General features: G+C 71.4%; 20 protein-coding genes. 8 read left to right on the top strand and 12 right to left on the bottom strand.

Annotated features, from left to right (window positions below; all coding sequences use genetic code 11):
* Position 1 precedes the first annotated feature (1 nt).
* Positions 2–721, bottom strand: a complete 720-nt coding sequence (gene fabG / locus ADK55_RS14170) for a 3-oxoacyl-[acyl-carrier-protein] reductase (protein WP_053678641.1) — start codon at positions 719–721, stop codon at positions 2–4.
* A gap of 184 nt (positions 722–905) precedes the next feature.
* Here fabG and ADK55_RS14165 point away from each other — a divergent pair, with 184 nt between their 5' ends.
* From ADK55_RS14165 to tyrS, 3 genes are all read left to right on the top strand, one after another.
* The gene (locus ADK55_RS14165; protein ID WP_053678684.1) at positions 906–2,429 is read left to right on the top strand and encodes a TldD/PmbA family protein; all 1,524 of its coding nucleotides are present in this window, start codon (positions 906–908) and stop codon (positions 2,427–2,429) included.
* 88 nt (positions 2,430–2,517) lie between these two features.
* Positions 2,518–3,906: a metallopeptidase TldD-related protein gene (locus ADK55_RS14160; protein WP_053678640.1), complete on the top strand. Its 1,389-nt coding sequence runs from the start codon at positions 2,518–2,520 to the stop codon at positions 3,904–3,906.
* A gap of 109 nt (positions 3,907–4,015) precedes the next feature.
* Positions 4,016–5,281 (top strand): tyrosine--tRNA ligase, encoded by a 1,266-nt coding sequence (gene tyrS / locus ADK55_RS14155; RefSeq protein WP_053678638.1) that lies wholly within the window; start codon positions 4,016–4,018, stop codon positions 5,279–5,281.
* A gap of 107 nt (positions 5,282–5,388) precedes the next feature.
* Here the strand turns inward: tyrS and ADK55_RS14150 are convergent, their stop codons facing one another.
* Positions 5,389–5,667: a GlsB/YeaQ/YmgE family stress response membrane protein gene (locus ADK55_RS14150; RefSeq protein ID WP_053678635.1), complete on the bottom strand. Its 279-nt coding sequence runs from the start codon at positions 5,665–5,667 to the stop codon at positions 5,389–5,391.
* 256 nt (positions 5,668–5,923) lie between these two features.
* On the opposite strand from ADK55_RS14150, the gene ADK55_RS14145 reads away from it, so the two are divergent.
* Together ADK55_RS14145 and ADK55_RS14140 are read left to right on the top strand one after the other, a co-directional pair.
* Complete coding sequence (locus ADK55_RS14145) at positions 5,924–6,202, top strand: DUF3099 domain-containing protein (RefSeq protein ID WP_234350039.1); 279 nt, start codon at positions 5,924–5,926, stop codon at positions 6,200–6,202.
* A 137-nt stretch (positions 6,203–6,339) separates the two neighbouring features.
* Positions 6,340–6,594 carry a hypothetical protein gene (locus ADK55_RS14140; protein ID WP_053678631.1) on the top strand — a complete coding sequence of 85 codons (255 nt, stop codon included), beginning with the start codon at positions 6,340–6,342 and terminating at the stop codon, positions 6,592–6,594.
* Between the two features lie 55 nt (positions 6,595–6,649).
* On the opposite strand, the gene moaA is transcribed toward ADK55_RS14140, so the two are convergent.
* The 3 genes from moaA to ADK55_RS14125 all read right to left on the bottom strand — a co-directional run bounded on the left by moaA (position 6,650) and on the right by ADK55_RS14125 (position 9,827).
* Entirely contained in the window at positions 6,650–7,639 is a 990-nt protein-coding gene (moaA, locus tag ADK55_RS14135; protein WP_053678629.1) for a GTP 3',8-cyclase MoaA, read from the bottom strand.
* A 176-nt stretch (positions 7,640–7,815) separates the two neighbouring features.
* Positions 7,816–9,453, bottom strand: a complete 1,638-nt coding sequence (locus tag ADK55_RS14130) for a cation acetate symporter (RefSeq protein ID WP_053678626.1) — start codon at positions 9,451–9,453, stop codon at positions 7,816–7,818.
* A complete protein-coding gene (locus ADK55_RS14125; RefSeq protein WP_053678624.1) occupies positions 9,450–9,827 on the bottom strand; it encodes a DUF485 domain-containing protein in 378 nt (125 codons plus the stop codon). The genes ADK55_RS14130 and ADK55_RS14125 overlap by 4 nt, the downstream gene beginning before the upstream one ends.
* A 258-nt stretch (positions 9,828–10,085) precedes the next feature.
* Here ADK55_RS14125 and ADK55_RS14120 point away from each other — a divergent pair, with 258 nt between their 5' ends.
* Positions 10,086–11,633: a S8 family peptidase gene (locus tag ADK55_RS14120; RefSeq protein ID WP_053678623.1), complete on the top strand. Its 1,548-nt coding sequence runs from the start codon at positions 10,086–10,088 to the stop codon at positions 11,631–11,633.
* A gap of 121 nt (positions 11,634–11,754) precedes the next feature.
* Here ADK55_RS14120 and ADK55_RS14115 read toward each other — a convergent pair whose 3' ends face one another.
* Genes ADK55_RS14115 through ADK55_RS14105 form a run of 3 tightly spaced genes read right to left on the bottom strand, consistent with a single transcriptional unit; the run spans position 11,755 to position 14,521 of the window.
* Positions 11,755–12,798 carry a zinc-dependent alcohol dehydrogenase family protein gene (locus tag ADK55_RS14115; protein WP_053678621.1) on the bottom strand — a complete coding sequence of 348 codons (1,044 nt, stop codon included), beginning with the start codon at positions 12,796–12,798 and terminating at the stop codon, positions 11,755–11,757.
* A 59-nt stretch (positions 12,799–12,857) separates the two neighbouring features.
* Positions 12,858–13,541 carry a lysoplasmalogenase gene (locus ADK55_RS14110; protein ID WP_053678619.1) on the bottom strand — a complete coding sequence of 228 codons (684 nt, stop codon included), beginning with the start codon at positions 13,539–13,541 and terminating at the stop codon, positions 12,858–12,860.
* Complete coding sequence (locus ADK55_RS14105; RefSeq protein WP_053678617.1) at positions 13,538–14,521, bottom strand: sterol desaturase family protein; 984 nt, start codon at positions 14,519–14,521, stop codon at positions 13,538–13,540. Before ADK55_RS14105 ends, ADK55_RS14110 begins: the two co-directional genes overlap by 4 nt.
* Positions 14,522–14,636: 115 nt before the next feature.
* Between ADK55_RS14105 and ADK55_RS14100 the strand changes: the two genes are divergently transcribed.
* The gene (locus tag ADK55_RS14100; protein ID WP_053678615.1) at positions 14,637–17,729 is read left to right on the top strand and encodes an NACHT domain-containing protein; all 3,093 of its coding nucleotides are present in this window, start codon (positions 14,637–14,639) and stop codon (positions 17,727–17,729) included.
* Between the two features lie 87 nt (positions 17,730–17,816).
* On the opposite strand, the gene ADK55_RS14095 is transcribed toward ADK55_RS14100, so the two are convergent.
* Genes ADK55_RS14095 through ADK55_RS14080 form a run of 4 tightly spaced genes read right to left on the bottom strand, consistent with a single transcriptional unit; the run spans position 17,817 to position 22,028 of the window.
* The gene (locus tag ADK55_RS14095) at positions 17,817–19,046 is read right to left on the bottom strand and encodes an amidohydrolase family protein (protein ID WP_053678613.1); all 1,230 of its coding nucleotides are present in this window, start codon (positions 19,044–19,046) and stop codon (positions 17,817–17,819) included.
* Complete coding sequence (locus ADK55_RS14090) at positions 19,043–20,332, bottom strand: amidohydrolase family protein (protein ID WP_053678611.1); 1,290 nt, start codon at positions 20,330–20,332, stop codon at positions 19,043–19,045. Before ADK55_RS14090 ends, ADK55_RS14095 begins: the two co-directional genes overlap by 4 nt.
* Before the next feature lie 12 nt (positions 20,333–20,344).
* Positions 20,345–21,229, bottom strand: coding sequence for an SDR family NAD(P)-dependent oxidoreductase (locus ADK55_RS14085; RefSeq protein ID WP_053678609.1), 885 nt, complete (start codon positions 21,227–21,229; stop codon positions 20,345–20,347).
* A 1-nt stretch (position 21,230) separates the two neighbouring features.
* On the bottom strand, positions 21,231–22,028 hold the full coding sequence (locus ADK55_RS14080; RefSeq protein WP_053678607.1) for an acetoacetate decarboxylase family protein: 798 nt from the start codon (positions 22,026–22,028) through the stop codon (positions 21,231–21,233).
* A gap of 123 nt (positions 22,029–22,151) precedes the next feature.
* On the opposite strand from ADK55_RS14080, the gene ADK55_RS14075 reads away from it, so the two are divergent.
* Complete coding sequence (locus tag ADK55_RS14075) at positions 22,152–22,832, top strand: TetR/AcrR family transcriptional regulator (RefSeq protein ID WP_053678605.1); 681 nt, start codon at positions 22,152–22,154, stop codon at positions 22,830–22,832.
* Positions 22,833–22,882 lie beyond the last annotated feature (50 nt).

Below are 22,882 nucleotides of genomic sequence, written 5' to 3'. Positions count from 1 at the left end.
ATCAGTGACCCATGCCCAATCCGCCGTCAACGGGAATGACGGCTCCAGTGATGTACGCGGCGTCGTCGGACGCCAGGAAGCTCACGGCCGCCGCGATCTCCTCGGGCTGCGCGTAGCGGCCGAGGGGCACCTGCCCGACGATGCCGGCGCGCTGCTCGTCGGTGAGCACCTTCGTCATGTCGGTGTCCACGAAGCCGGGGGCGACGACGTTGAAGGTGATGTTGCGGGAGCCCAGCTCACGGGCGAGCGAGCGGGCGAAGCCGACCAGCGCGGCCTTGGAGGCGGCGTAGTTGGCCTGGCCGGGCGAGCCCATGAGGCCGACGACCGAGGAGATCAGGACGACGCGGCCCTTCTTGGCCCGCAGCATGCCCCGGTTCGCGCGCTTGACCACCCGGAAGGTACCGATGAGGTTGGTGTCGACGACCGACGCGAAGTCCTCCTCGGACATCCGCATCAGCAACGTGTCCTTGGTGATGCCGGCGTTGGCCACCAGCACCTCGACGGCGCCGTGCTTGTCCTCGATCGCCTTGTAGGCCTGCTCCACCTGCTCGGAGTCCGTGATGTCGCACCGGACCGCCAGGACGCCGAGCGAGGTGAGCGCCTCCGGCGGCTCGCCGGAGCGGTATGTGATCGCGACCTTGTCGCCGGCCTCCGCGAAGGCTCGGGCGATGGCGAGGCCGATGCCCCGGTTACCTCCGGTGACGAGAACCGAGCGGCTCAACGGATCACCCTTTCGCTAGCTGTCTGAGTACCAAAAACCTATAGGTCGCATCGTCCTTACGGAGAATCGGGCCCCGACAGGGCCTTGCGGCGGGCTCTGTCGAGTCCCTACAGAAAGATGTAGGCACACGAGCCCCGAGCGCGACATGATCGGGGCGACCGGCCCCGACCCCGGGAGGAATTCCGTGCCCCATTCCATCGACGCGGCCTTCACCGCGCTGCCCTTGCGGGCGCTCGCCGACGCGGCGCTCGCCCGGGCCCGCGCGCTGGGCTCCGACCATGCCGACTTCCGGCTGGAGCGCGTGCGCAGCGCCTCCTGGCGGCTGCGGGACGCCAAACCATCGGGCGGATCCGACTCCACGGACCTCGGCTACGCGGTCCGGGTGGTGCACGGGGGCAGCTGGGGGTTCGCCTCCGGTGTGGACCTGACCATGGACGGCGCCGCCAAGGTGGCCTCGCAGGCCGTGGCCATGGCGAAGCTGTCGGCGCGGGTGATCAAGGCCGCCGGTTCGGACGAGCGCGTCGAGCTCGCCGACGAGCCGGTCCACGCCGACAAGACGTGGATCTCCGCCTACGACGTGAACCCGTTCGAGGTGCCGGACGCGGAGAAGTCGGCGCTGCTCGCCGACTGGAGCGCGCGCCTGCTCGCGGCGGACGGGGTGGCCCACGTGGACGCCTCGCTGCTCGCCGTCCACGAGAACAAGTTCTACGCGGACACGGCGGGCACCGTCACCACCCAGCAGCGCGTACGGATCCACCCGCAGCTCACCGCGGTCGCCGTCGACGCGGCCACCGGCGGGTTCGACTCGATGCGCACCATCGCCCCGCCCGCCGGCCGCGGCTGGGAGTACCTGACCGGTACCGGCTGGGACTGGAACGCGGAGCTGGAGGGGATCCCCGACCTGCTCGCCGAGAAGATGCGGGCACCGAGCGTGCGCGCCGGGCGCTACGACCTGGTCGTGGACCCGTCCAACCTGTGGCTGACCATCCACGAGTCCATCGGGCACGCCACCGAGTTGGACCGGGCGCTGGGATACGAGGCCGCGTACGCGGGGACCTCCTTCGCCACCTTCGACCAGCTCGGCACGCTCAAGTACGGCTCCTCGATCATGAACGTGACCGGTGACCGCACCGCCGAGCACGGACTGGCCACCATCGGCTACGACGACGAGGGCGTCGAGGCGCAGAGCTGGGACCTGGTCAAGGACGGCACCCTGGCCGGATACCAGCTCGACCGGCGGATCGCGAAGCTGACGGGCCTCGGCCGCTCCAACGGTTGCGCGTACGCCGACTCCCCCGGGCACGTCCCGGTGCAGCGGATGGCGAACGTCTCGCTCCGGCCGGACCCGGGCGGTCTGTCGACCGAGGACCTGATCGGCGGGGTGGAGCGCGGGATCTACGTGGTCGGCGACCGTTCCTGGTCGATCGACATGCAGCGCCACAACTTCCAGTTCACCGGGCAGCGCTTCTTCCGGATCGAGAACGGCCGGCTGGCGGGGCAGTTGCGCGACGTCGCGTACCAGGCGACGACCACCGACTTCTGGGGCTCGATGGAGAAGGTCGGCGGCCCGCAGACCTACGTCCTGGGCGGCGCCTTCAACTGCGGCAAGGCCCAGCCGGGCCAGGTCGCCGCGGTCTCGCACGGCTGCCCGTCCGCGCTGTTCCGCGACGTGAACATCCTGAACACCACGCAGGAGGCCGGCCGATGACCGCGCACGATCACCACGCGATCCGCCGGGGGTCCGGGGGTCGCCCCCCGGGACGGCACCGTCTGAACACCACGCAGGAGGCCGGCCGATGAGCCGCACGAAGCCGCACGAGATCGTCGAGCGCGCGCTGGAGCTGTCCACGGCGGACGGCTGCGTCGTCATCGCGGACGAGGAGTCGAGCGCCAACCTGCGCTGGGCGGGCAACGCGCTCACCACGAACGGCGTCACCCGGGGCCGCACCCTGACGGTCATCGCGACGGTCGACGGCAAGGAGGGCACGGCCTCGGGGGTCGTGTCGCGCTCCGCCGTCACCGCCGCCGATCTGGAGCCGCTGGTCCGGGCCGCCGAGGAGGCCGCTCGGGCCGGCGCCTCGGCCGAGGACGCGCAGCCCCTGGTGACCGGGGTCCCGGCCTCGACGGACTTCACCGAGGGCCCCGCCGAGACCTCCTCGGCGGTGTTCGAGCGGTTCGCCCCGGCGCTCGGCGAGGCCTTCGCCCGGGCCCGTGCGGGCGGGCGCGAGCTGTACGGTTTCGCCAACCACGAGCTGGTCTCCACGTACATCGGCACGTCCGCGGGGCTGCGGCTGCGGCACGACCAGCCCAACGGCACCCTGGAGCTCAACGCGAAGTCCCCCGACCGGCTGCGGTCGGCGTGGGCGGGCCGCTCCACCCGGGACTTCACGGACGTGGACCCCACCGTCCTGGACGCGGAGCTCGCGGTGCGCCTCGGTTGGGCGGAGCGGAAGATCGAGCTGCCCGCCGGGCGGTACGAGACGCTGCTGCCGCCGACGGCGGTCGCCGACCTGATGATCTACCAGATGTGGTCGGCGTCGGCGCGGGACGCGGTGGAGGGCCGGACGGTCTTCTCCAAGCCCGGCGGCGGGACCAGGCTCGGCGAGAAGCTGTCCGAGCTGCCGCTGACCCTGCGCAGTGACCCGAACGCGCCGGGTCTGGAGTCGGCGCCGTTCGTGATCGCGCACAGCTCGGGCGACGACGCCTCCGTCTTCGACAACGGCCTGGCCGTCCCGGCGACGGAGTGGATCAGCGGGGGCGAGCTGGCCCGGCTGACGACGACCCGGCACAGCGCGGAGCTGACCGGGCAGCCGGTCTCGCCCGGCTTCGGGAACCTGATCCTCGACGGCGGCGGCGACCGCTCGCTGGAGGAGATGGTCGCCGCGACCGAGCGCGGTCTGCTGCTGACCTGCCTCTGGTACATCCGCGAGGTGGACCCGGCGACTCTGCTGCTCACGGGCCTGACCCGGGACGGCGTGTACCTGGTGGAGAACGGTCAGGTCGTCGGGGAGGTCAACAACTTCCGCTTCAACGAGTCCCCGGTGGACCTGCTGTCGCGGGCCTCCGAGGCGGGCCGGACCGAGCAGACCCTGCCGCGCGAGTGGAGCGACTGGTTCACCCGGGCCGCGATGCCGGCGCTGCGGATCCCGGACTTCAACATGAGCTCGGTCAGCAAGGGCGTCTGAGCCGGTCGGGGAGTCGGGGGGAGGTTCCCTGCCCGCCTAGACTGGCGGGGAACCTCTCAGCACCCTGTTTCATCTCGCTGTTTCATCTCGCTCAAGGAGAGTCACAACCGTGACGGACATCGTCGACGAACTGAAGTGGCGCGGGCTGTTCTCGCTGTCCACCGATGAAGAAGCGCTGCGCAAGGCCTTCGCGGACGGTCCCGTCACGTTCTATTGCGGTTTCGACCCGACCGCGGCCTCGCTGCACGTGGGACACCTGGTGCAGGTGCTCACCGTGCGTCGGCTCCAGCAGGCCGGGCACCGTCCGCTGGCTCTGGTCGGCGGGGCCACGGGCCAGATCGGCGACCCGCGCCCGACGGCCGAGCGCACCCTGAACGACCCGGACACGGTCGCGAACTGGGTGAGCCGGCTGCGTGCGCAGATCGAGCCGTTCCTGTCCTTCGAGGGCGAGAACGCCGCGGTCATGGTGAACAACCTGGACTGGACGGCGGGCCTGTCCGCCATCGAGTTCCTGCGGGACATCGGCAAGCACTTCCGCGTCAACAAGATGCTGACGAAGGACTCGGTGGCCCGCCGGCTGGAGTCCGACCAGGGCATCAGCTACACGGAGTTCAGCTACCAGCTGCTCCAGGGCATGGACTTCCTGGAGCTGTACCGCCGTTACGGCTGCACGCTCCAGCAGGGCGGCTCGGACCAGTGGGGCAACCTGACGGCCGGTCTCGACCTGATCCACCGCCTGGAGCCGGACGCGCACGTCCACGCCATGGCGACCCCGCTGATGGTCAAGGCGGACGGCACCAAGTTCGGCAAGTCCGAGAGCGGCGCCGTCTGGCTCGACCCGGAGATGACCACGCCGTACGCGTTCTACCAGTTCTGGCTGAACGTGGACGACCGGGACATCTCGACCTACATGCGCATCCTGTCCTTCCGGTCCCGCGAGGAACTGGAGGAGCTGGAGGCGCAGACCGCCGAGCGGCCGCAGGCGCGCGCCGCGCAGCGGGCGCTCGCGGAGGAGCTGACCACGCTGGTGCACGGCGCCGACCAGTGCGCGGCCGTGATCGCCGCGTCGAAGGCGCTGTTCGGTCAGGGTGAGCTGACGGAGCTGGACGAGGCCACGCTGGCCGCGGCCCTGTCGGAGCTGCCGCGGGCGCGGGTCGCCGAGGCGGGGCTGGTCGTGGACCTCCTCGCCGAGACGGGCCTGGTCGCCAGCAAGTCGGCCGCGCGCCGGACCGTGAAGGAGGGCGGTGCCTACGTGAACAACGTGAAGGTCACCGCCGAGGACGCGGTCCCCGCCGCGGCCGACCTCCTGCACGGGCGCTGGCTGGTGCTGCGCCGCGGCAAGAAGAACCTGGCCGCGGTCGAGGTCACGGGCTGAGCCGTTCGCGCGGGGTGACCCGGTGACGGCATGACGAAGGGGCCGGTTCGGACGCGTGGTCCGGGCCGGCCCCTTCGCGTCGACCCGGTGGACCGGGTCGACGGGGTTCAGGTCGTCTGCCGCTTGTTGCCCCGGATGGCCAGGTAGAGCATGTCGCCCAGGCCGACGATCAGGACCGCTCCGGCGAGCTGCAGCAGATGGCGGATCCAGTCGATGCCCTTGGTGTCCTCGACGCCGATCCACCGGGAGACGGCGTTGCCGAGGAGCGCTCCGAGGATGCCGAAGATGGTGGTCAGCCAGAGTGGCTGGTGCTGCTTGCCCGGCAGGATGGCCCGGGCAATCAGGCCCAGCACAAAACCGACGATGATCGCCCAAACCCATTCCATGTCGAGCCTCCTCCTGGCGCGTTGTGCGCATGTGCGCCCAGTCTCGGCCCGACCGGCCTACAGCGCATTTCGGACAACGCCATTCGGGGGCCACTCAAGGGGACGTCGAGGCGCACCCGCTCTCCACCCAGACGGAGGACCGGCGTACGGTGGAAGCCTCCGGGCCCGGGCGTGTCCGGCGGGTGGATCGGATGGTGGAGACGTGCAGCGGACGAAGCGGAACGGGGCCGAGGTCTTCCGGATCACCGGGGCGCGGATGGGTCTCGCCGAGGACGTGCGGGGCCGGCAACGCAGGTACGTCATCTCGATGGTGATCAGGACCCTGTCGGTCATCGCCACGGTGGTCCTGTGGAACGTGGAGCGTCACGTGGCGATCGTGACGCTCGTCGCGGGCGCGCTGCTGCCGTACGTCGCGGTGGTCATCGCGAACGCGGGCCGCGAGTCGACTCCGTCCCTCCCCTCACACTTCATGCCGGCTCCTGTGCTCCCCGCACTGGAGCCCGGAAACCTCAAGAAAACCTCAGATCAATCATGAAGTTCCAGTGCACCACATCGGGTCTTGCGTGACATACTGCCTACGCGCTCCGCATCCCCCGTCGGAGCGACGGACCGACGCCGGGCAGCTCCCCCCGTGGCTGCTCGGCGTCGCCCTTCCGTTTGTAGGGTTGAGGCGTGAACTCCCCTGATACGGACACCAACACACCCGCCGTCGCTCCCACCTGCTCCGCCAAGGGCTGCCGTGACGCGGCGGTCTGGGTCCTGGCGTGGAACAACCCGACCCTCCACACGCCCGAGCGGCTGAAGACCTGGCTGGCGTGCGAGGAACACCGCGAGCACCTCTCACAGTTCCTGGGGGTCCGCGGTTTCCTCAAGGACGTCGTGAGGCTCGACGAGTGGGTACAGCCGGAAGGCTCGGAGCGGCGGTAGCCGGTCCGAGCCTTCGAGGGGCCGCGGTGAGGTTCTTCGTGCCGGGAGGGGCGTGCTAGCCGCCGATGGCGGACATCGGGCGGTCGGGCTGGAGGAAGGTCGGGTCGTCGAGGCCGGACCCGGCCTTCTTGCCCCACATCGCCACCTTCCACAGGCGGGCGATCTCCTCGTCCGGGGCGCCCGAGCGCAGCGCGGCCCGCAGGTCGGACTCCTCGGTGGCGAACAGGCAGGTGCGGATCTGGCCGTCGGCCGTCAGTCGGGTGCGGTCGCAGGCGCCGCAGAAGGGTCGGGTGACCGAGGCGATGACGCCGACGGTGGCCGGGCCGCCGTCGACGACCCAGCGTTCGGCCGGGGCGGAGCCGCGTTCGTCCGCGCCTTCCTCGGTGAGGGTGAAGCGGGTGCGCAGGGACTGGAGGATGTCGCCCGCGGTGATCATGCCGTCGCGCTTCCAGCCGTGCTGGGCGTCGAGCGGCATCTGCTCGATGAAGCGGAGCTCGTACTCGTTCTCCACGGCCCAGGCGAGGAGGTCGGGGGCCTCGTCGTCGTTGAGTCCGGGCATCAGCACGGCGTTGACCTTGACGGGGGTCAGGCCGGCGGCGCGGGCGGCGGCCATGCCCTCGATGACGTCCTTGTGCCGGTCGCGGCGGGTGAGGGTCTTGAAGACCTCGGGCCGCAGGGTGTCCAGCGAAACGTTCACTCGGTCGAGGCCGGCGGCCTTGAGCGCCTGTGCGGTCCGCTTGAGGCCGATGCCGTTGGTGGTGAGGGACATCCTGGGGCGGGGCTCCAGGGCCGCGCACTGTTCGACGATCCCGACCAGGCCGGGGCGCAGCAACGGTTCCCCTCCGGTGAAACGCACCTCGGTGATGCCGAGCCGGGTCACCGCGATCCGAATCAGCCGGACGATCTCCTCGTCGCTGAGCAGGTCGGACTTGCCGAGCCACTGCAGGCCTTCCTCGGGCATGCAGTACGTACAGCGCAGATTGCACCGGTCGGTGAGCGAGACGCGCAGGTCAGTGGCCACGCGGCCATAGGTGTCGAGAAGCACTGTGGGCCCCCTCCCCTGTCCGGTCGTAGAGGTCGCGCTGCGGTGAACGAGAGCGCATGCGCCGTATTCGAGCCTACGCGACGGCCCTCCCGTACAGGGATGCCCGAATGAACGAGACACGGCGCGGCCGCGTCGTAGGGAAGTACGACGCGGCCACGCTGAGTGTTCGGTGGATCTCAGACAGCGCCCGTTCCGGTCAGGGAGCGGACTTCCAACTCGGCGAACTTGGCGGGGTCGGCCTTCTCCTTGGACAGGACGGTTCCCAGCCATCCCAGGAAGAAGCCGAGCGGGATGGAGATGAGCCCCGGATTCTCCAGCGGGAACCAGTAGAAGTCGGCGTCCTTGAACATCGAGGTGGGCTTGCCGGAGACCACCGGGGAGAAGAGCACCAGGCCGACGGCCGAGACCAGGCCTCCGTAGATGGACCACAGCGCGCCCTGGGTGGTGAACCGCTTCCAGAAGAGGCTGTACAGGATCGTCGGCAGGTTGGCGGAGGCGGCGACCGCGAAGGCGAGGGCGACCAGGCCGGCGACGTTCAGGTCGCGGGCGAGGGCGCCGAGGCCGATGGCGACGGCTCCGATGACCACGGTGGACCAGCGGGCCGCGCGGACCTCCTCCTTCTCGGTGGCCTTGCCCTTGCGGATGACGTTCACGTAGATGTCGTGGGCGAAGGACGAGGAGGAGGCCAGGGTCAGGCCCGCGACGACGGCGAGGATGGTGGCGAAGGCGACCGCGGAGATCACGGCGAGCAGGATCGCGCCGCCGGTGGAGTCGGCGCCGCCGCCGATCTCCTGGGCGAGCAGCGGGGCGGCGGTGTTGCCGGCCTTGTTGGAGGCCAGGATGTCGGCCCGCTTGAGCAGGGCGGCGGCGCCGAAGCCGAGGGCGATGGTCATCAGGTAGAAGGCGCCGATGATGCCGATGGCCCAGTTCACGGACTTGCGGGCGGCCTGCGCCGTGGGGACGGTGTAGAAGCGGATCAGGATGTGCGGCAGGCCGGCGGTGCCCAGGACGAGGGCGAGGCCGAGGGAGATGAAGTCCAGCTTGGTCGTCGCGTCCTTGCCGTACTTGAGCCCCGGCTCAAGGAACTTGGCACCCTGCCCGCTGTTCTCGGCGGCCTTGCCCAGCAGCTCCGAGACGTTGAAGTTGAACTCGATCAGCACCATGAGGGTGATCAGCAGGGCGCCCGCGATGAGGAGCACCGCCTTGACCATCTGGACCCAGGTGGTGCCCTTCATCCCGCCGATGGTCACGTAGACGATCATCAGTACGCCGACCAGCGCGACCACGGCCACCTTGCCGCCGTCGCTGGTGATGCCCAGGAGCAGGGAGACGAGGACGCCCGCGCCGGCCATCTGGGCGAGCAGGTAGAAGATCGAGACCACGATGGTGGAGGTGCCCGCGGCGGTGCGCACGGGCCGCTGGCGCATGCGGAAGGCCAGGACGTCGCCCATCGTGTAGCGGCCGGAGTTGCGCAGCGGTTCGGCGACGAGCAGCAGCGCCACGAGCCAGGCGACGAGGAAGCCGATGGAGTAGAGGAAACCGTCGTAGCCGAAGAGCGCGATGGCCCCGGCGATGCCGAGGAAGGAGGCGGCGGACATGTAGTCGCCGGAGATCGCGAGGCCGTTCTGGAAGCCGGTGAACTGGCGTCCGCCCGCGTAGAAGTCGGCGGCGTCCTTGGTCTGACGGCCGGCCCAGACGGTGATGATCAGGGTGGCGACGACGAACAGCCCGAACAGGGTGATGATCAGCGGCCGGTGCTCGGTGGCTCCGGCGGCGAGGGCCGGGGCCGTCGCCGGGTCGAACGGCGTGGTCATTCCCCGGCCTCCATCCGCGCCTTGATGGCCGAGGCCTTGGGGTCGAGCTTCGCGGCGGCGTGCCGCGAGTACAGCCAGGCGATCAGGAAGGTGGTCGCGAACTGGCCGAGGCCGAGGACGAGGGCGACGTTGATGTTCCCGAAGAGCCTGGTCCCCATGAAGCCGCCCGCGTAGTTGGACAGCAGCACGTAGAGCAGGTACCAGGCGAGGAACGCCACGGTGAGCGGGAAGGCGAACGAGCGGTAGGAGCCGCGCAGTTCGGCGAACTCGGGGCTGTTCTGGACGCTCGTGAACTCTTCGGCGGTGGGGCCGGTCGGGTGGTGCGGCCCCGCGCCGCCGGGCGGTGGTGGTGGGGCTGCTGCTTCGAGGGTCACGGGGGGCTCTCCTTGTGACGCGGGTGCAGGGGGGACGACGGATGAAACAACATCCGTGCGAGGGGGATGGTGACGCTGATCCCCCCTGTCAACGGCACGGACGGCGTGTCGAGACGGTTCAACCCCAGTTGATTCATTGGAAACTGATTCCTCGAACTGATGGCGCAAGACCGAACGACAGCACTAGGTTCCTGTGTCATGAACCCGTCGGGCGCAACCGTGCCCGCACGGCCTTTTTCAGGATGATGTGGAGAACCCATGGCTCACCTGGGAACCGGTCACCGGCGGCGCGCACTCGCCGTTCCGGTCGGACTGGCACTCACCGCCTCGCTCGCCCTCCTTCCCTCCGTCGCGGCGTCCGCCGCCCCGCTGGGCAACACGGCGGACGCGGTGGCGACGGCCAAGCCCGACACCTCCGGCCCCAAGCTGTCGTACGTGGCGAACCTGACCGCGTACGGGACGGTGAAGCAGGCGAAGAAGGCCATCGAGAAGGCCGGCGGAACGGTGGTGACCTCGCACGAGCAGATCGGGGTCGTCGTCGCGCACTCCCAGAACCCCGACTTCGCCAAGCAACTGCGCGCCCAGCGCAGCCTGTTCGTGTCGGTCGGCGCCACCCGGACGGCCCCGCTGTCCCCGGTGCAGACCACCGAGGAGGGCGCCACCCAGCGGCTGAGCGCGGCGGACGCCGCGAAGGCGGCGGCGAAGGCCACGGCGGGCCAGGAGCCCCTGGAGTCGAACCAGTGGGACCTGCGGGCGATCAAGGCCGACGAGGCCCACAAGATCAACGACGGCAGCCGCAACGTGACGGTCGGCGTCATCGACACGGGTGTGGACGACACCCACCCGGACCTCGCCCCGAACTTCTCCAAGGGCCAGTCCGCGAACTGCGTGGGCGGTGTCCCCGACACCACCGAGGGCGCCTGGCGTCCGTACGCCGACGGCAGCGACCACGGCACCCACGTCGCGGGCACCATCGCCGCCGCGCGCAACGACATCGGCATCAGCGGTGTCGCGCCCGGCGTGAAGGTCGCCGCCATCAAGGTGAGCGAGCCCGGGACCAGCCTCTTCTACACCGAGGCCGTCGTCTGCGGCTTCATGTTCGCCGCCGAGAAGGGGATCGAGGTGACCAACAACAGCTACTACGTCGACCCGTGGAACTACACCTGCAAGTCGGACGACGACCAGAAGGCGCTGGTGGAGGCCATCGCGCGGGCGACGAAGTACGCGGAGCGCAAGGGTGTCCTGAGCGTGGCCTCGGCCGGCAACTCCGACCACGACCTGGCCGGTCCCTCGATCGAGGACACCACCAGCCCGAACGACACCACCGCCGTGCCGCGCACCATCGACCCGAAGGTCTGCCTCGACCTTCCCACCCAGCTCCCCGGCGTGGTCACCGTGACCGCCACCGGCGACCAGGGCCTTCGGTCGTACTACTCCAGCTACGGGCTGGGCGTCGCCGACGTCGCGGGCCCCGGTGGCGACAAGTGGCAGGTGCCGGCCACGCCGGACGCCAACGGCCGGGTGCTGTCGACCCTTCCGGGCGGCGGCTACGGCTACAAGCAGGGCACCTCGATGGCCGCCCCGCACGTCGCGGGCGTCGTGGCGCTGCTGAAGAGCAAGCACCCCTCCGCCACGCCGTCGCAGCTCCAGGCGCTGCTGAAGGCCCAGGCCACGAAGCAGGCCTGCCCGGACAAGATCTACGACGGCGCCGGCGCGCTGATCGACGCCACCACCTGCAAGAGCAAGTGGGGCCAGACCGGCTACTACGGCTCCGGCGTGGTGAACGCGCTCCGCGCCGTGAAGTAGGCATGGCGTAGGCGTGGCCCACGCGCGCGTGAGGTGACGCGTGGGGCGGGCCGGACACGTGAAGGGGCCGGTCGGGGTACTCCCCGACCGGCCCCTTGCGTTCCGTACCGCCCGGTGATGCCTACGGCTTGATGAGCACCTTGAGCGCGCTGCGGTCGTCCATCGCGCGGTAGCCGTCCGGGACCTCGTCCAGGGAGACCGCCCGGTCGAAGACCGGGGAGGGGTCGATCGCGCCGCTGAGCACGTCCGCGAGCAGCTCCGGGATGTACGCGCGCACCGGCGCGACGCCGCCGCGCAGGGTCAGGTTGCGGTCGAACATCACGTCGAGGTCCAGGCCGGTGCCGCTGCCGTGCGGGACGCCGACGTAGCCGATGGATCCGCCGTCGCGGGTGATGTTGACGGCCGTGCGCATGGACTGTTCGGTGCCGACGGCCTCGATGACCGCGTGCGCGCCCTCGCCGGCGGTCAGTTCGCGGACGGCCGCCTCGGCGGCCTCGCCGCGTTCGGCGACGATGTCGGTGGCGCCGAAGAGCGTGGCGATGTCCGTACGGGCGGTGTGGCGGCCCAGCGCGATGATCCGGTCGGCGCCGAGGCGCTTCGCGGCGAGGACGCCGCACAGGCCGACCGCGCCGTCACCGACGACGGCGACCGTGGAGCCCTTGCGGACGCCGGCGCCGAGCGCCGCGTGGTGGCCGGTGCCCATGACGTCGGACAGCGCCAGCAGGGCGGTCAGCAGGTGGTCGTCGGAGGCGGCGTCGGCGGGCAGCTTGACCAGGGTGCCGTCGGCGTGCGGAACGCGGACGGCCTCGCCCTGGCCGCCGTCGTGACCGACCGAGCCCCAGAAGCCGCCGTCCACGCAGGACGTGTGGAGGCCTTCGACGCAGTGCCGGCAGGTGCCGTCGGACCACATGAAGGGGGCGACGACGAGGTCGCCGGCGCGCAGGTCGGTGACGGCGGAGCCGGTCTCCTCGACGATGCCGAGGAACTCGTGGCCGATCCGCTGTCCGGGCTCTCGCGCGGCCTCGCCGCGGTAGGCCCAGAGGTCGCTGCCGCAGATGCAGGCGCGCAGTACGCGGACGACGGCGTCCTCGGGACGCCGGATCGCGGCGTCGGGCACCTCCTCCACGCGGATGTCGTGCGGGGCGTGGATGACGGTGGCGCGCATGGTGGTGCAGTCCTCCGGATCGGGGGGTGGTGTGGGCAGGACCCGCCTTGTGGGCTCCCCTACCGTACGCCTGCCTCCCGGGGGCGCACGCCGGTGGCCAGCAGGTACTGGGCCGCCAGGTAGGTGGCCATGATCCAGAAGTCGGGCCGGGGCAACTGGGGCCACTCGGCGACCCCGGTCGCGATGAGGGTGTCGGACAGCAGGAACAGCGCGCCGCCGATCCCGGCACGCACTCCGAGGGCACTGGAGCGGTAGGCCATGGCGGTGAGCAGCAGGCTGTATCCGGCGACGGGGACGCGCAGCTCGGCCGGCAGGTCGCTCCAGAGCAGCGCGACGGTGGCGACGAGGGCGAGGGCGTACGCGCCGCCGAGGAGCGGGTTGGTCGCGCGCCGGCCGAAGAGCACGAGGTAGCAGACGTGACCGAGGGCGAAGGAGCCCATGCCGACCAGGAACGCGGCATCGGCGTCGAAGAGGAGCGCCAGGTCCCCGCCCCAGCCGAACAGCAGGGCGGCGACCAGCAGTCGGGGGGCGCCGAGCGCGATCACGTGGGCGACGAGCAGCGGCATCAGCAGCGGTTTGGCGATGACGTGCCCGAGGTGCCAGTCGGCGAGGAGCGAGCCGAGGTCGACGGCCGCGGCCACGGCGAACCCGGCGAGGGCGATCCGGCCGGCGAGGGCCCGTCGTCCGCCGCCGGACGCGGTGTCCCGCGCCCAGGACGGCGTGCGGGACTCGGTGGCGCTCACGCGGCGTGCTCGGAGGCGGGGGCCTTCGACGAGGCAGGCGAGGCAGACGAGGGCTGTGGGGGCTGCGGCGCCGATGCCGGTGCCGGTTCGCCGCCCGGGGAGCCCGGGGCGGGAACGGGGGCGGTGGGCGGGGAGCCCGGGGCGGTGGCCGCGGCGGGCTGCCAGCCGGGGCCGCGGAAGACCCGGCCGGCGCGCTCGCTCCAACTTCCGGCGGCGCGTACGTCGCGGGCGATGGCGGCGTATTCGTGGGTGGCCACGCGCAGCGGGTTGTGGGTGGCGATGTTCTTGGTGAGCCCGTAGACGGGCCGGTCGGTCTCCCCGACCCAGGACCCGAACAGACGGTCCCAGATGATCAGGATGCCGCCGAAGTTGCGGTCCAGGTAGCCGCCCTGCGAGGCGTGGTGGACGCGGTGGTGGGAGGGGGTGTTGAAGACGTACTCGTAGGGCCGCGGCAGCTTCCCGATGCGCTCGGTGTGGACCCAGAACTGGTAGAGCAGGTTGATTCCGTAGCAGAACGGGATCGCCGCCGGGTGGACGCCGAGCGCCACCATGGGCAGGTAGAACCACCAGGTGGTGGCACTGGTCCAGGGCTGGCGCAGGGCGGTGGTGAGGTTGAACCGCTTGCTGCTGTGGTGGACCACGTGGCAGGCCCACAGGATGCGGATCACGTGGTGGAGGCGGTGCTGCCAGTAGTACAGGAAGTCCTGGACGAGGAGCATCAGCAGGGCGGTCCACCACAGGAACGGCACGCGCAGCGGGGTGAGTTCGTAGACGGCGGTGAAGACCGCGACGACCGGGATCTTCCAGAGCAGGTCGAAGCCGATGCTGCCCAGCCCCATGGTGATGCTCGTGGCGGCGTCCTTGGTGTCGTAGCCGGCGGCATCCTCGTCGGGATGGAGCCGGTAACTGACCACCTCGATGACGGTGAGCAGCACGAAGGCTGGTATGGACCACAGCACGACATCGGGCAGGTTCGGCATGTCCGCACCATAGAGCGGGGCTCGGGGCTGCCGCTAGAGGTTGTTACCGATCGGTATCCATCGGTGTTACCGGCGGTTCGAGCGATGATGGCGAGGTCGAGGGGAAGGCCAGGGCATGACAGGTTTCGAGACGGTTCTCTTACGGGTCGCGGGCACGGCGGCGACCACCCTGCTGAAATCCCTCCTCGCCCGGGCCCCCGGCGCCGGCCTGACCGCCCACCCCGCCCGTCCCGCCGGCCGCCTGCGCCGACCGACGGAACTGGGCGACCCCGAGATCCGCCGACTCACCCGCACCCTGGCCTCCCGCCTGGGCGAGGAGGCGGCCCGGCTGCCGGACCACGAGCGGTCGGCCGTGGTGGACTCGGTGGCCGACACCTTCGCCATGGTGGGCCGGCTGGACGCCGACGCCCTCTTCGCCGCGGACCTGCGACCGGCGGCCCTGGCGGCGGCGATCCCGCCGCCCCGCGCGGCGGGCCTGAGCGAGGCCGCGGAGTCCGTCCACCGCCGGCTCGTCGAACTGTGCTGCACGCACGTGGTGGAGTACGCGACCACCCTGCCGGGCTTCTCCGCCCGGGCGGACGTGGAACTGGTCCGCCGGATGGCCGAGTTGGCCCGGGCGGTGGACCGGCTCTCGCACACCGGCGACCGCGCGGCGCTCGCCTTCGAGGAGCGGTACGGCCGGTACATCGCCGAGGCGCACGGGCGACTCCAACTGTTCGGGCTCACCTTCAGTCAGGCCCGCCGGGAGTGGCCGCTGGACCGGGCGTACATCAGCCTGGCGGTCAGCGGCGAGCGACTCCTGGAGGAACCGGGCCGGACCACCCCTATGAGCACCGAACTGGCCCTCGGCGCCTCCGAGCGGGTGCTGCTGCGCGGTCCGGCGGGCTCGGGCAAGAGCACCCTCGTGCAGTGGCTGGCCCTGAACTCCGCCCGCCGCACCTTCGGCCCCGGACTGCGGGACTGGAACCTCCTCGTCCCCTTCGTGCTGCCGCTGCGGTCCTTCAACTCCCCCGCGGGGCTGCCGATGCCGCAGGACTGGCTGAGCGCGACCGGGGTGCCGCTGCGGGCACCGGACGGCTGGGTGGAGTCCCTCCTCTCCGCCGGGCGGGCGCTGGTCCTGGTCGACGGGGTGGACGAGGTCCCGCCCCGCCTGCGCGACCGGACGGAGACCTGGCTCCGGGCCCTGCTCATCGCCTATCCCACGGCCCGGTTCGTGATCACCACCCGCCCCTCGGCCGTCCCGGAGGACTGGCTGACCGGGCACGGCTTCTCCCCCCTGTCGCTGCTGCCCATGGAGCGGGACGGCGTCGGGGCCTTCATCACGCACTGGCACGACTCCGCCCGGGCGGAGGGCGTCTCCGGGCAGGAGCGGGAGCAGCTCGACACGTACGAGAAGTCGCTCATCCAGGCGGTGAGCACGCGCCGGGACCTCGGCCGACTGGCCACCAACCCGCTGATGTGCGCCCTGCTGTGCGCCCTGAACCGGGACCGGCGGATGCATCTGCCCCGGGCCCGCAAGGAGCTGTACGACGCCGCGCTGGACATGCTCCTGGTCCGCCGGGACACCGAGCGGGACATAGCGGGGGTCGAGGGCGTCTACCTCAGCCGGGACGAGCAGACGGTGCTGCTCCAGCGGCTGGCGTACTGGCTCATCCGCAACGGGCAGTTGGTGGCCTCCTTCGAGGAGGCGATCGAGATGGTCGGCGAGTGGCTCGACGCGATGCCGCAGGTCCGGGCGCAGGGCAGTGCGCGCAGGGTGTTCCGGCATCTGCTGATCCGCTCCGGCCTGCTCCGGGAACCGGTGCCGGATTCCGTGCAGTTCGTCCACCGCGTCTTCCAGGACTACCTGGGGGCGAAGGCGGCCGTGGAGGCGCGGGACTTCGGCGTGCTGGTGCGCAACGCGCACGAGGACACCTGGGACGACGTGATCCGGATGGCGGTCGGACACGCCAGACCCGACGAACGGGCCCACCTGCTGCGGGAGTTGCTGCGGCGGGCCGACGAGAACGAACGGGACCGCAGCCGGCTGGTGCTGCTGGCGGCGGCCTGTCTGGAGCACGCCCCCGAGCTGGACCCGGAGGTGTGGCACGAGGTGGAGACCCGTACGGCGCACCTGCTGCCGCCGCGTTCGGCCGCGCAGGCCGAGGAGCTGGCCAAGGCGGGGGAACTGGTCCTGGAACTTCTGCCGGAACCGGCCGACCTCACCGAGGACGAGGCAGCCGCGACGATCCGGACGGCCGCGCTGGTCGGCGGGGACCGGGCACTCCAGGTCATCGCGGGGTTCCGGTCGGACGACCGGTACGAGGTGGTGCACGAGCTGTCGGACTCGTGGGGGCGCTTCCCCAACGAGGCGTACGCGGACGCGGTGCTGTCCGGGGCGCCCGTACGCGAGGGCCACCTGCACCTGCGCACGGCCGAGCAGTTGGCGACCTACGAGCGGTTGCGGCACATCCACCGGGTCCACCTGACCTGGGACGGCCCGATCCCGCCGGCGATCTCGGGCCGGCGGGACCTGGAGTGGCTGGTCATGCACCGCAATCCGGGGCTGACCGACCTGTCCCCGCTGGCCGGGCATCCGACGCTGCGCCATCTGGGGGTGTTGGACTGCCCGCAGGTGACCGGGGTCGAGGTGGTGACCGAGCTGGCGGCGGACAGCCTCGCCTTCGGCTACCTGCGGGACGGACTCTCGCTGGCCCCGCTGGCCGGGGCCGCGGGGTTGCGCTCCCTGGTCATCGGGTTCGAGCCGGAGCAGCGGCGGATCGGGGACGTCCCGGCGGCGGAGACCCTGGCCGCGCTGCACATCTGGCAGGGCGCCCGCCGGATGACGCTGGACGGGATCGACCGGTGGCCCGGGGTGCGGACGCTGACGATCGCCGGGAGCGGCCAGTACCGGCAGTTGACGCGGGAGCTGCCGCTGCCGGACCTGGACGGGTTGCAGATCCGGCATGCCGCGCCGGTGGCGATCGAGGCGCTCCTGCCCTACGAGCGGCTGACCCGGCTGACCCTGATCAGGTGTGCGCTGGAGGGGACGTTGGAGCCGTTGCGCGCGTTCCGGGGGTTGCGGCGGCTGGTGCTGAGCGAGTGCCTGGGCACGGTGGACCTGTCGCCGCTCGCGGATCTGGAGGGCCTGGTCGTCGAGGTGCACCGGGGCACGAACGTGAGCGGGGCGGAACGGATCGCGCCGGAGTGGCTCGTCCGCAGGGACTGAGCCGCTCCGGCGGGACCGCCGGTTCGCCGGACCGGGCCGATTCACCGGACCAGGCCGGTCCGGCGGGATAGGCGGGATAGGCGGGATCTACCAGACCCGCACCGAGCCCCCTCGGGCGAAGGCCGGGCTGGTGGCGGCCGGGGGGATCTCCGTCAGCGGCTCGGCGATCTCCGAGACCAGCGGGCCGCACGTGGCCGCGACCGTGTCCAGCCGGGCGAGGTCGAAGCCGTAGACGCGGGCCGCGTTCCCGCCGACCATGGCGGCCACCTCCTCGCGGGGCAGGCCCGCGTAGGCGATGCGGAGGCCTTCGCGGGAGAACGGCGTGGTGCCCTCGTCGTGGGGGTAGTCGGAACCCCACATGATCTTGTCGAGGCCGATCCGGTGGCGCAGCGGGACCTCGTGGGGGCGCATGAAGCTGGCCCCCACGAAGCAGTTGTCCCGCCACACCTCGCTCGGCCCCTTGCCCATGGACCGGGCCAGACCCGCGCCGAACTTGGCCTCCGCGGTGGCCGAGGCGGCGACCAGACGGCCGTGGTAGTAGTCGAGCATCTCCATCACGCCGGGGATCCAGCCGGAGCCCTGTTCCGTCAGGACGAGCCGGAGGCCTGGGTGCCGGCGGAAGGCGCCGCCGAAGATCAGGTGCCACAGGGCGCGGTGGGAGAACCAGGTGGTCTCCACCATGAAGACCGCCCGGGCCGCCGGCTCGTCCCCCAGCGGGGGCGAGGCCGAGCCGCCGTGGTGGTTGACCGGGACCTCCAGCTCGTCGCACACCGCCCAGATGGGGTCGTAGGCGGCGGAGTACAGCTCGGGGACGCCGCTGCCCGGGGGCGCGCCCGGCAGGAGGATCCCGCCGGTCAGGCCGGCGTCGCGGGTGCGGCGGATCTCCTTCACCGCCTCGTCGACGTCGTTCAGCAGGATCTGGGTGACACCGGCGCGGCGTCCCGGGGCGTCGTCGCAGAAGTCGGCCAGCCACCGGTTGTGGGCCCGCAGGCCCGCCCAGCGCAGGGTGAACTCCTCGCGGGTGGGCGCCGGGGCCATCAGGGCGGCGGACGGGAAGAAGGGCGGGATCGTGTTCGGGAAGAGGACTTCCGCGACGATGCCGTCGGCTTCGAGTTCCGCCAGTCGGCGCCGGGAGTTCCAGTTCCGGTCGGCGGTGTCCGCGAGGAGGTCCTCGTACGGGTTCACGTACGAGGCCGCCCAGGCGTCGAACTCGTCGTGGTGGCGCTTCTCCAGGTACGGCTTGTAGTCCAGCAGGTCGGCGCCCGCGTGGCAGTCCGCCGAGACGACGGTGTAGCGGTCCTCGGCCGGCGTCGTCACGAGACCCCCAGCGTCGGGAAGTCGTGTCCGGTGAGCCAGTGCCGGCCCACCTCCCGCGAGCGGGCCCAGGAGGCACGTACGGCCGCCTGGTCGGTGGGCTGGCCGAGCTCCGCCGGGGTCGGCCCGATCCGGTGGGCGATGGGGGCGAGCCGCGCCGTGTCGAAGCCGAAGACGTCGGCGGCGGCCAGGCCCAGCATGCGGCGGGTCTCGTCGACGGGGATGTCGTGGAAGGTGTTCTTCAGCCAGGTGCGGGTGTGCGGCCAGGTCCCCTCGGGGTGCGGGAAGTCCGAGCCCCACAGGATGTTGTCGACGCCGATCTCGTAACGCTGGGCGAGTTCGCGGCGCTTGGTGTTCGTGGCGCAGATGAACACCTGGCGGTCCAGGTACTCGCTCGGCGGGCGCGTCAGCTCGGCGAAGGGCGAGAGCTTCTTGCCGCCGTGCGCGCCGAGGTAGAGGCGGTCCATGAACCACAGTTGGTTGGGCAGCCACCAGCAGCCGGACTCGGCGATGCCGAACCTCAGGCCGGGGTGGCGTTCGAAGACCCCGGACCACAGGAGGAACCACAGGGGCCGCGAGGGCCACCAGGTGACCTCGGAGACGTAGATGCCGAGGTGGTCGCCGTACTCGTGGCGGGGCGCGGCCCCCGAGTGCGTGACGACGGGCATCGCGGTCTCGGCCGCCGCCGCCCACACGGGGTCGTAGCGGCGGTCGTGGTAGGGCGCCTTGTCCACCCACATCGAGGGGATCATCAACGCGCCGAGCCCGGACTCCTTGGCCCGGTGGATCTCCGCGACCACCTCGGCGGGTTCGCCCGTGATGGGCAGCAGGGCGACGCCGCAGTGTCGTTCGGGGTTCCGGGACACGAACTCGGCGAGCCAGCGGTTGTGCGCCCGCGCACCCGCCATGCCCAGTGCGGGGTCCTGGTCGCCGGACAGGCCCAGGCCCACGCCGAAGGGGGCGGCGGTCTGGCTGTCGACGGCGTCCGCGTCGGGGAAGACGACCTCGGCGGCCACGCCGTCGCCGTCGAGTTCCTTGAGGCGTCGGCCCACGTCCCAGCCGCCCTTGAGGCCTTCCTCGTGGTCGTGGAACCACTTCTCGGCGAAGGCCTCGTTGCGCACGCCGAGGCGGGTGGCCTCCTCGCGGCGCGCGTCGCGTTGACCGAGGAACTCGTCGAACTCGCGGTGGAAGGCGCTGTCGAGGTAGGGGCGGTACTGCTCGGTGGGCAGGCCCGCGTGGCAGTCGGAGGAGATGATCAGGTACGGGTCTTCGTACGGGGTGTCGCTCACGACGGACGCTCCTCAGTCGAGGATGAAACTTTCCAGGTAGGCGGGGTTGGCGCGGTCGAGCATCGACCGTGACCGGGCGCGGATCTGCCGGTCGCTGTGCTCACTGGCCGGGAGCATCCAGAACCGGTCGGCGAGGATGCCCTCGACGACGTGCTCGGCGACCTCCTCGACCGGGGTGAACTCCACCGCGTGGCCGGCCTCGCGCATCGCCGTCTCGTACTGGTCGAGGCTGCGGTACGGGGACTTGCGCGGCCGTTCCTTCGCGTAGCGGTCGGGCCGGTTGCGGTGCGACTCCCACAGTCCGGTGCGCAGCATGTGCGGCCCGGGGAAGAGGACGGAGGCCCCGACCCGGGCGCCCTCCGCCTTGAGGTGGGCGTAGAGCGACTCGGTCATGGTGACCACCGCCGCCTTGGTGACGGCGTACACGGAGGCGGTGGGCAGCGGGGCGATGCCGCCGTCGCCGGAGGAGGTGTTGACGACGTGGCCGGGTGCGCCGCCGGCGAGCATGCGCGGGACGAAGGCCTGGATCCCGTGGAAGACGCCCCAGACGTTGACGGAGAAGGCCCACTTCCAGTCGTTGGGTTCGTGCTCCCACATGCGGCCCTCGGCGCCGGAGCCGACGCCCGCGTTGTTGCACAGGACGTGGACGGCGCCGAAGGCCTCGTACGCGGCGTCGGCGAGGGCGATGACGGAATCCCGGTCGCTGACGTCGACGGGCCGGGCGAGGACCTCCGCGCCGTCGGCCGTCAGTTCGTCGGCGGCCTTGCGCAGGGCGCCCTCCTCCACGTCGGCGAGGACCACCTTCAGCCCCTCGGCGGCGAAGCGGCGGGCCATGGCGAGGCCGATGCCGCTCGCGGCGCCGGTGACGACGGCCACCTGTCCCGGTTCGAGTCGCATCTCAGACGCTGCCTTCCGGGGGGCCGTCGAGGATCTGCATCGGGTCGTCGTAGCGCTGGTGGACGTACGGGAGCAGGGCTTGGGCGCTGACCCGCTCGACGACCCTGCCCCGCTGGTCGGTGGTCTTCTCCCCGATGGTGATCTCCACGAGACGGCGTACGGGAAGATCCGCGACCGGGTCGAACATCGATTCGCGCAACACCACGTCACCGGTGACGTGCTCCAGTTTGCGGACCTTCTCGTTGCGGGTGCAGTGCACGAGGACGGGCTCGACGTCGAAGCCCGAACCGTCCACGGCGGGCAGGAACTTGAAGTAGAAGTCGGTCTTGGTGGCGGGTGCGGGCAGGGGCAGCGCGCGGTCCACCGCCCCGCGCACCTCGACGAAGGCGATCCCGTGCCGGGCGAGGGCGGCCCGTACGACGAGCCCGTCCCGCTCGACGGTGACCTCGCCCAGCTTCTTGGGCTCCCCGAACACCTCACGGCCGCCGACCAGGGCCCGCTCGTGCGTCATCGGCATGACGAGCGGGTACCAGCCCTCGACGCCGCCGTGCCGGGCGGCCACGGCCACGGAGCCCGCGCCGAGCGGGTAGCCGGGCAGGTCGACCTTGCTGATGTTGGCTCGTACGAGGGGCCGCTCGGCGGGCTTGAGCGGTGGCGGCAGGACGGCCGCGACCACGTCCGGGTCGCTCTCCCAGACCGCCACCACCCCGGTGGACCAGATGTCCGGGAGCTTCGAGCTCTTCTCGCGCGACGCCGCGATCTCCGCCTCGGTGCGCGCTCCGTACCGTACGCGTGCCATGGGTGTACCACCCTTCGCTGGGTTTCCCGGGGGTTCTGTAACACAGTTACACCGTCGACGATGAAGGGTAAAGACCCACGCACACACCGGAAGTGACGGTCCGACAGATTGGCGGCCTCCCTCATGGCCCGAAACGCGCTGACCCGCGAGGAGGTGTTGGAGGCGGCCTCGTCGCTGGTCAAGCAGCACGGCCCGGCGGCACTCACCATGCGCAAACTCGCCGCCGAACTGGGCACGGCGGTCACCTCCATCTACTGGCACGTCGGCAACCGCGAATCGCTGCTCGACGCCCTCGTGGAGCGGACCGTCCGGGACATGGGCGCGATCCTGCCCCGCACCCCGTCCGGCGGGCCCGGCGCGGGCCGCACCCCGGCCGACCGGATCCTCTCCGTGGCCCGGACCCTGCGCCGGGAACTGCGCGAACGCCCCCACCTGATCGCGATGGTCCACGAACGAGGTCTCACCGAGCGGATGTTCCTGCCCGCCCAACAGGCCCTGGTCCACGAGGTACACGCCGCCGGACTGCGCGGGGCACGGGCCGCCGACGCGGTCCGCGCGATCCAGTTCCAGATCGTCGGCTTCCTGCTGGTCGAACGCAACCGCGAGCGCTCGCCCGTCCAATCCCCCGCCGAGAGCGAGCTCTGGGACCCCGCCGCGGCCCCCGACGACCGGGCGCTCGCCCGGGCCCTGGCCCGCCCGGCCGACCCGGAACGGCTGTTCCTGCTCTCGGTACGGGCACTCGTGAGCGCCCTCCTGTCCCCGCCGCCGCGACCCGCGCCGGCTCGAACGGCTCGCGGCGGCTGACCTCGTCGCGGCCCTCGGGTGACCTCGTCGCCGCCCCCGGTCGACGGCCC

It is taken from the genome of Streptomyces sp. WM4235 (assembly GCF_001279725.1).
Classification (GTDB): domain Bacteria; phylum Actinomycetota; class Actinomycetes; order Streptomycetales; family Streptomycetaceae; genus Streptomyces.
Note: the sequence above shows the minus strand (reverse complement) of the source record. Positions and strands in the feature narration are given on the sequence as shown.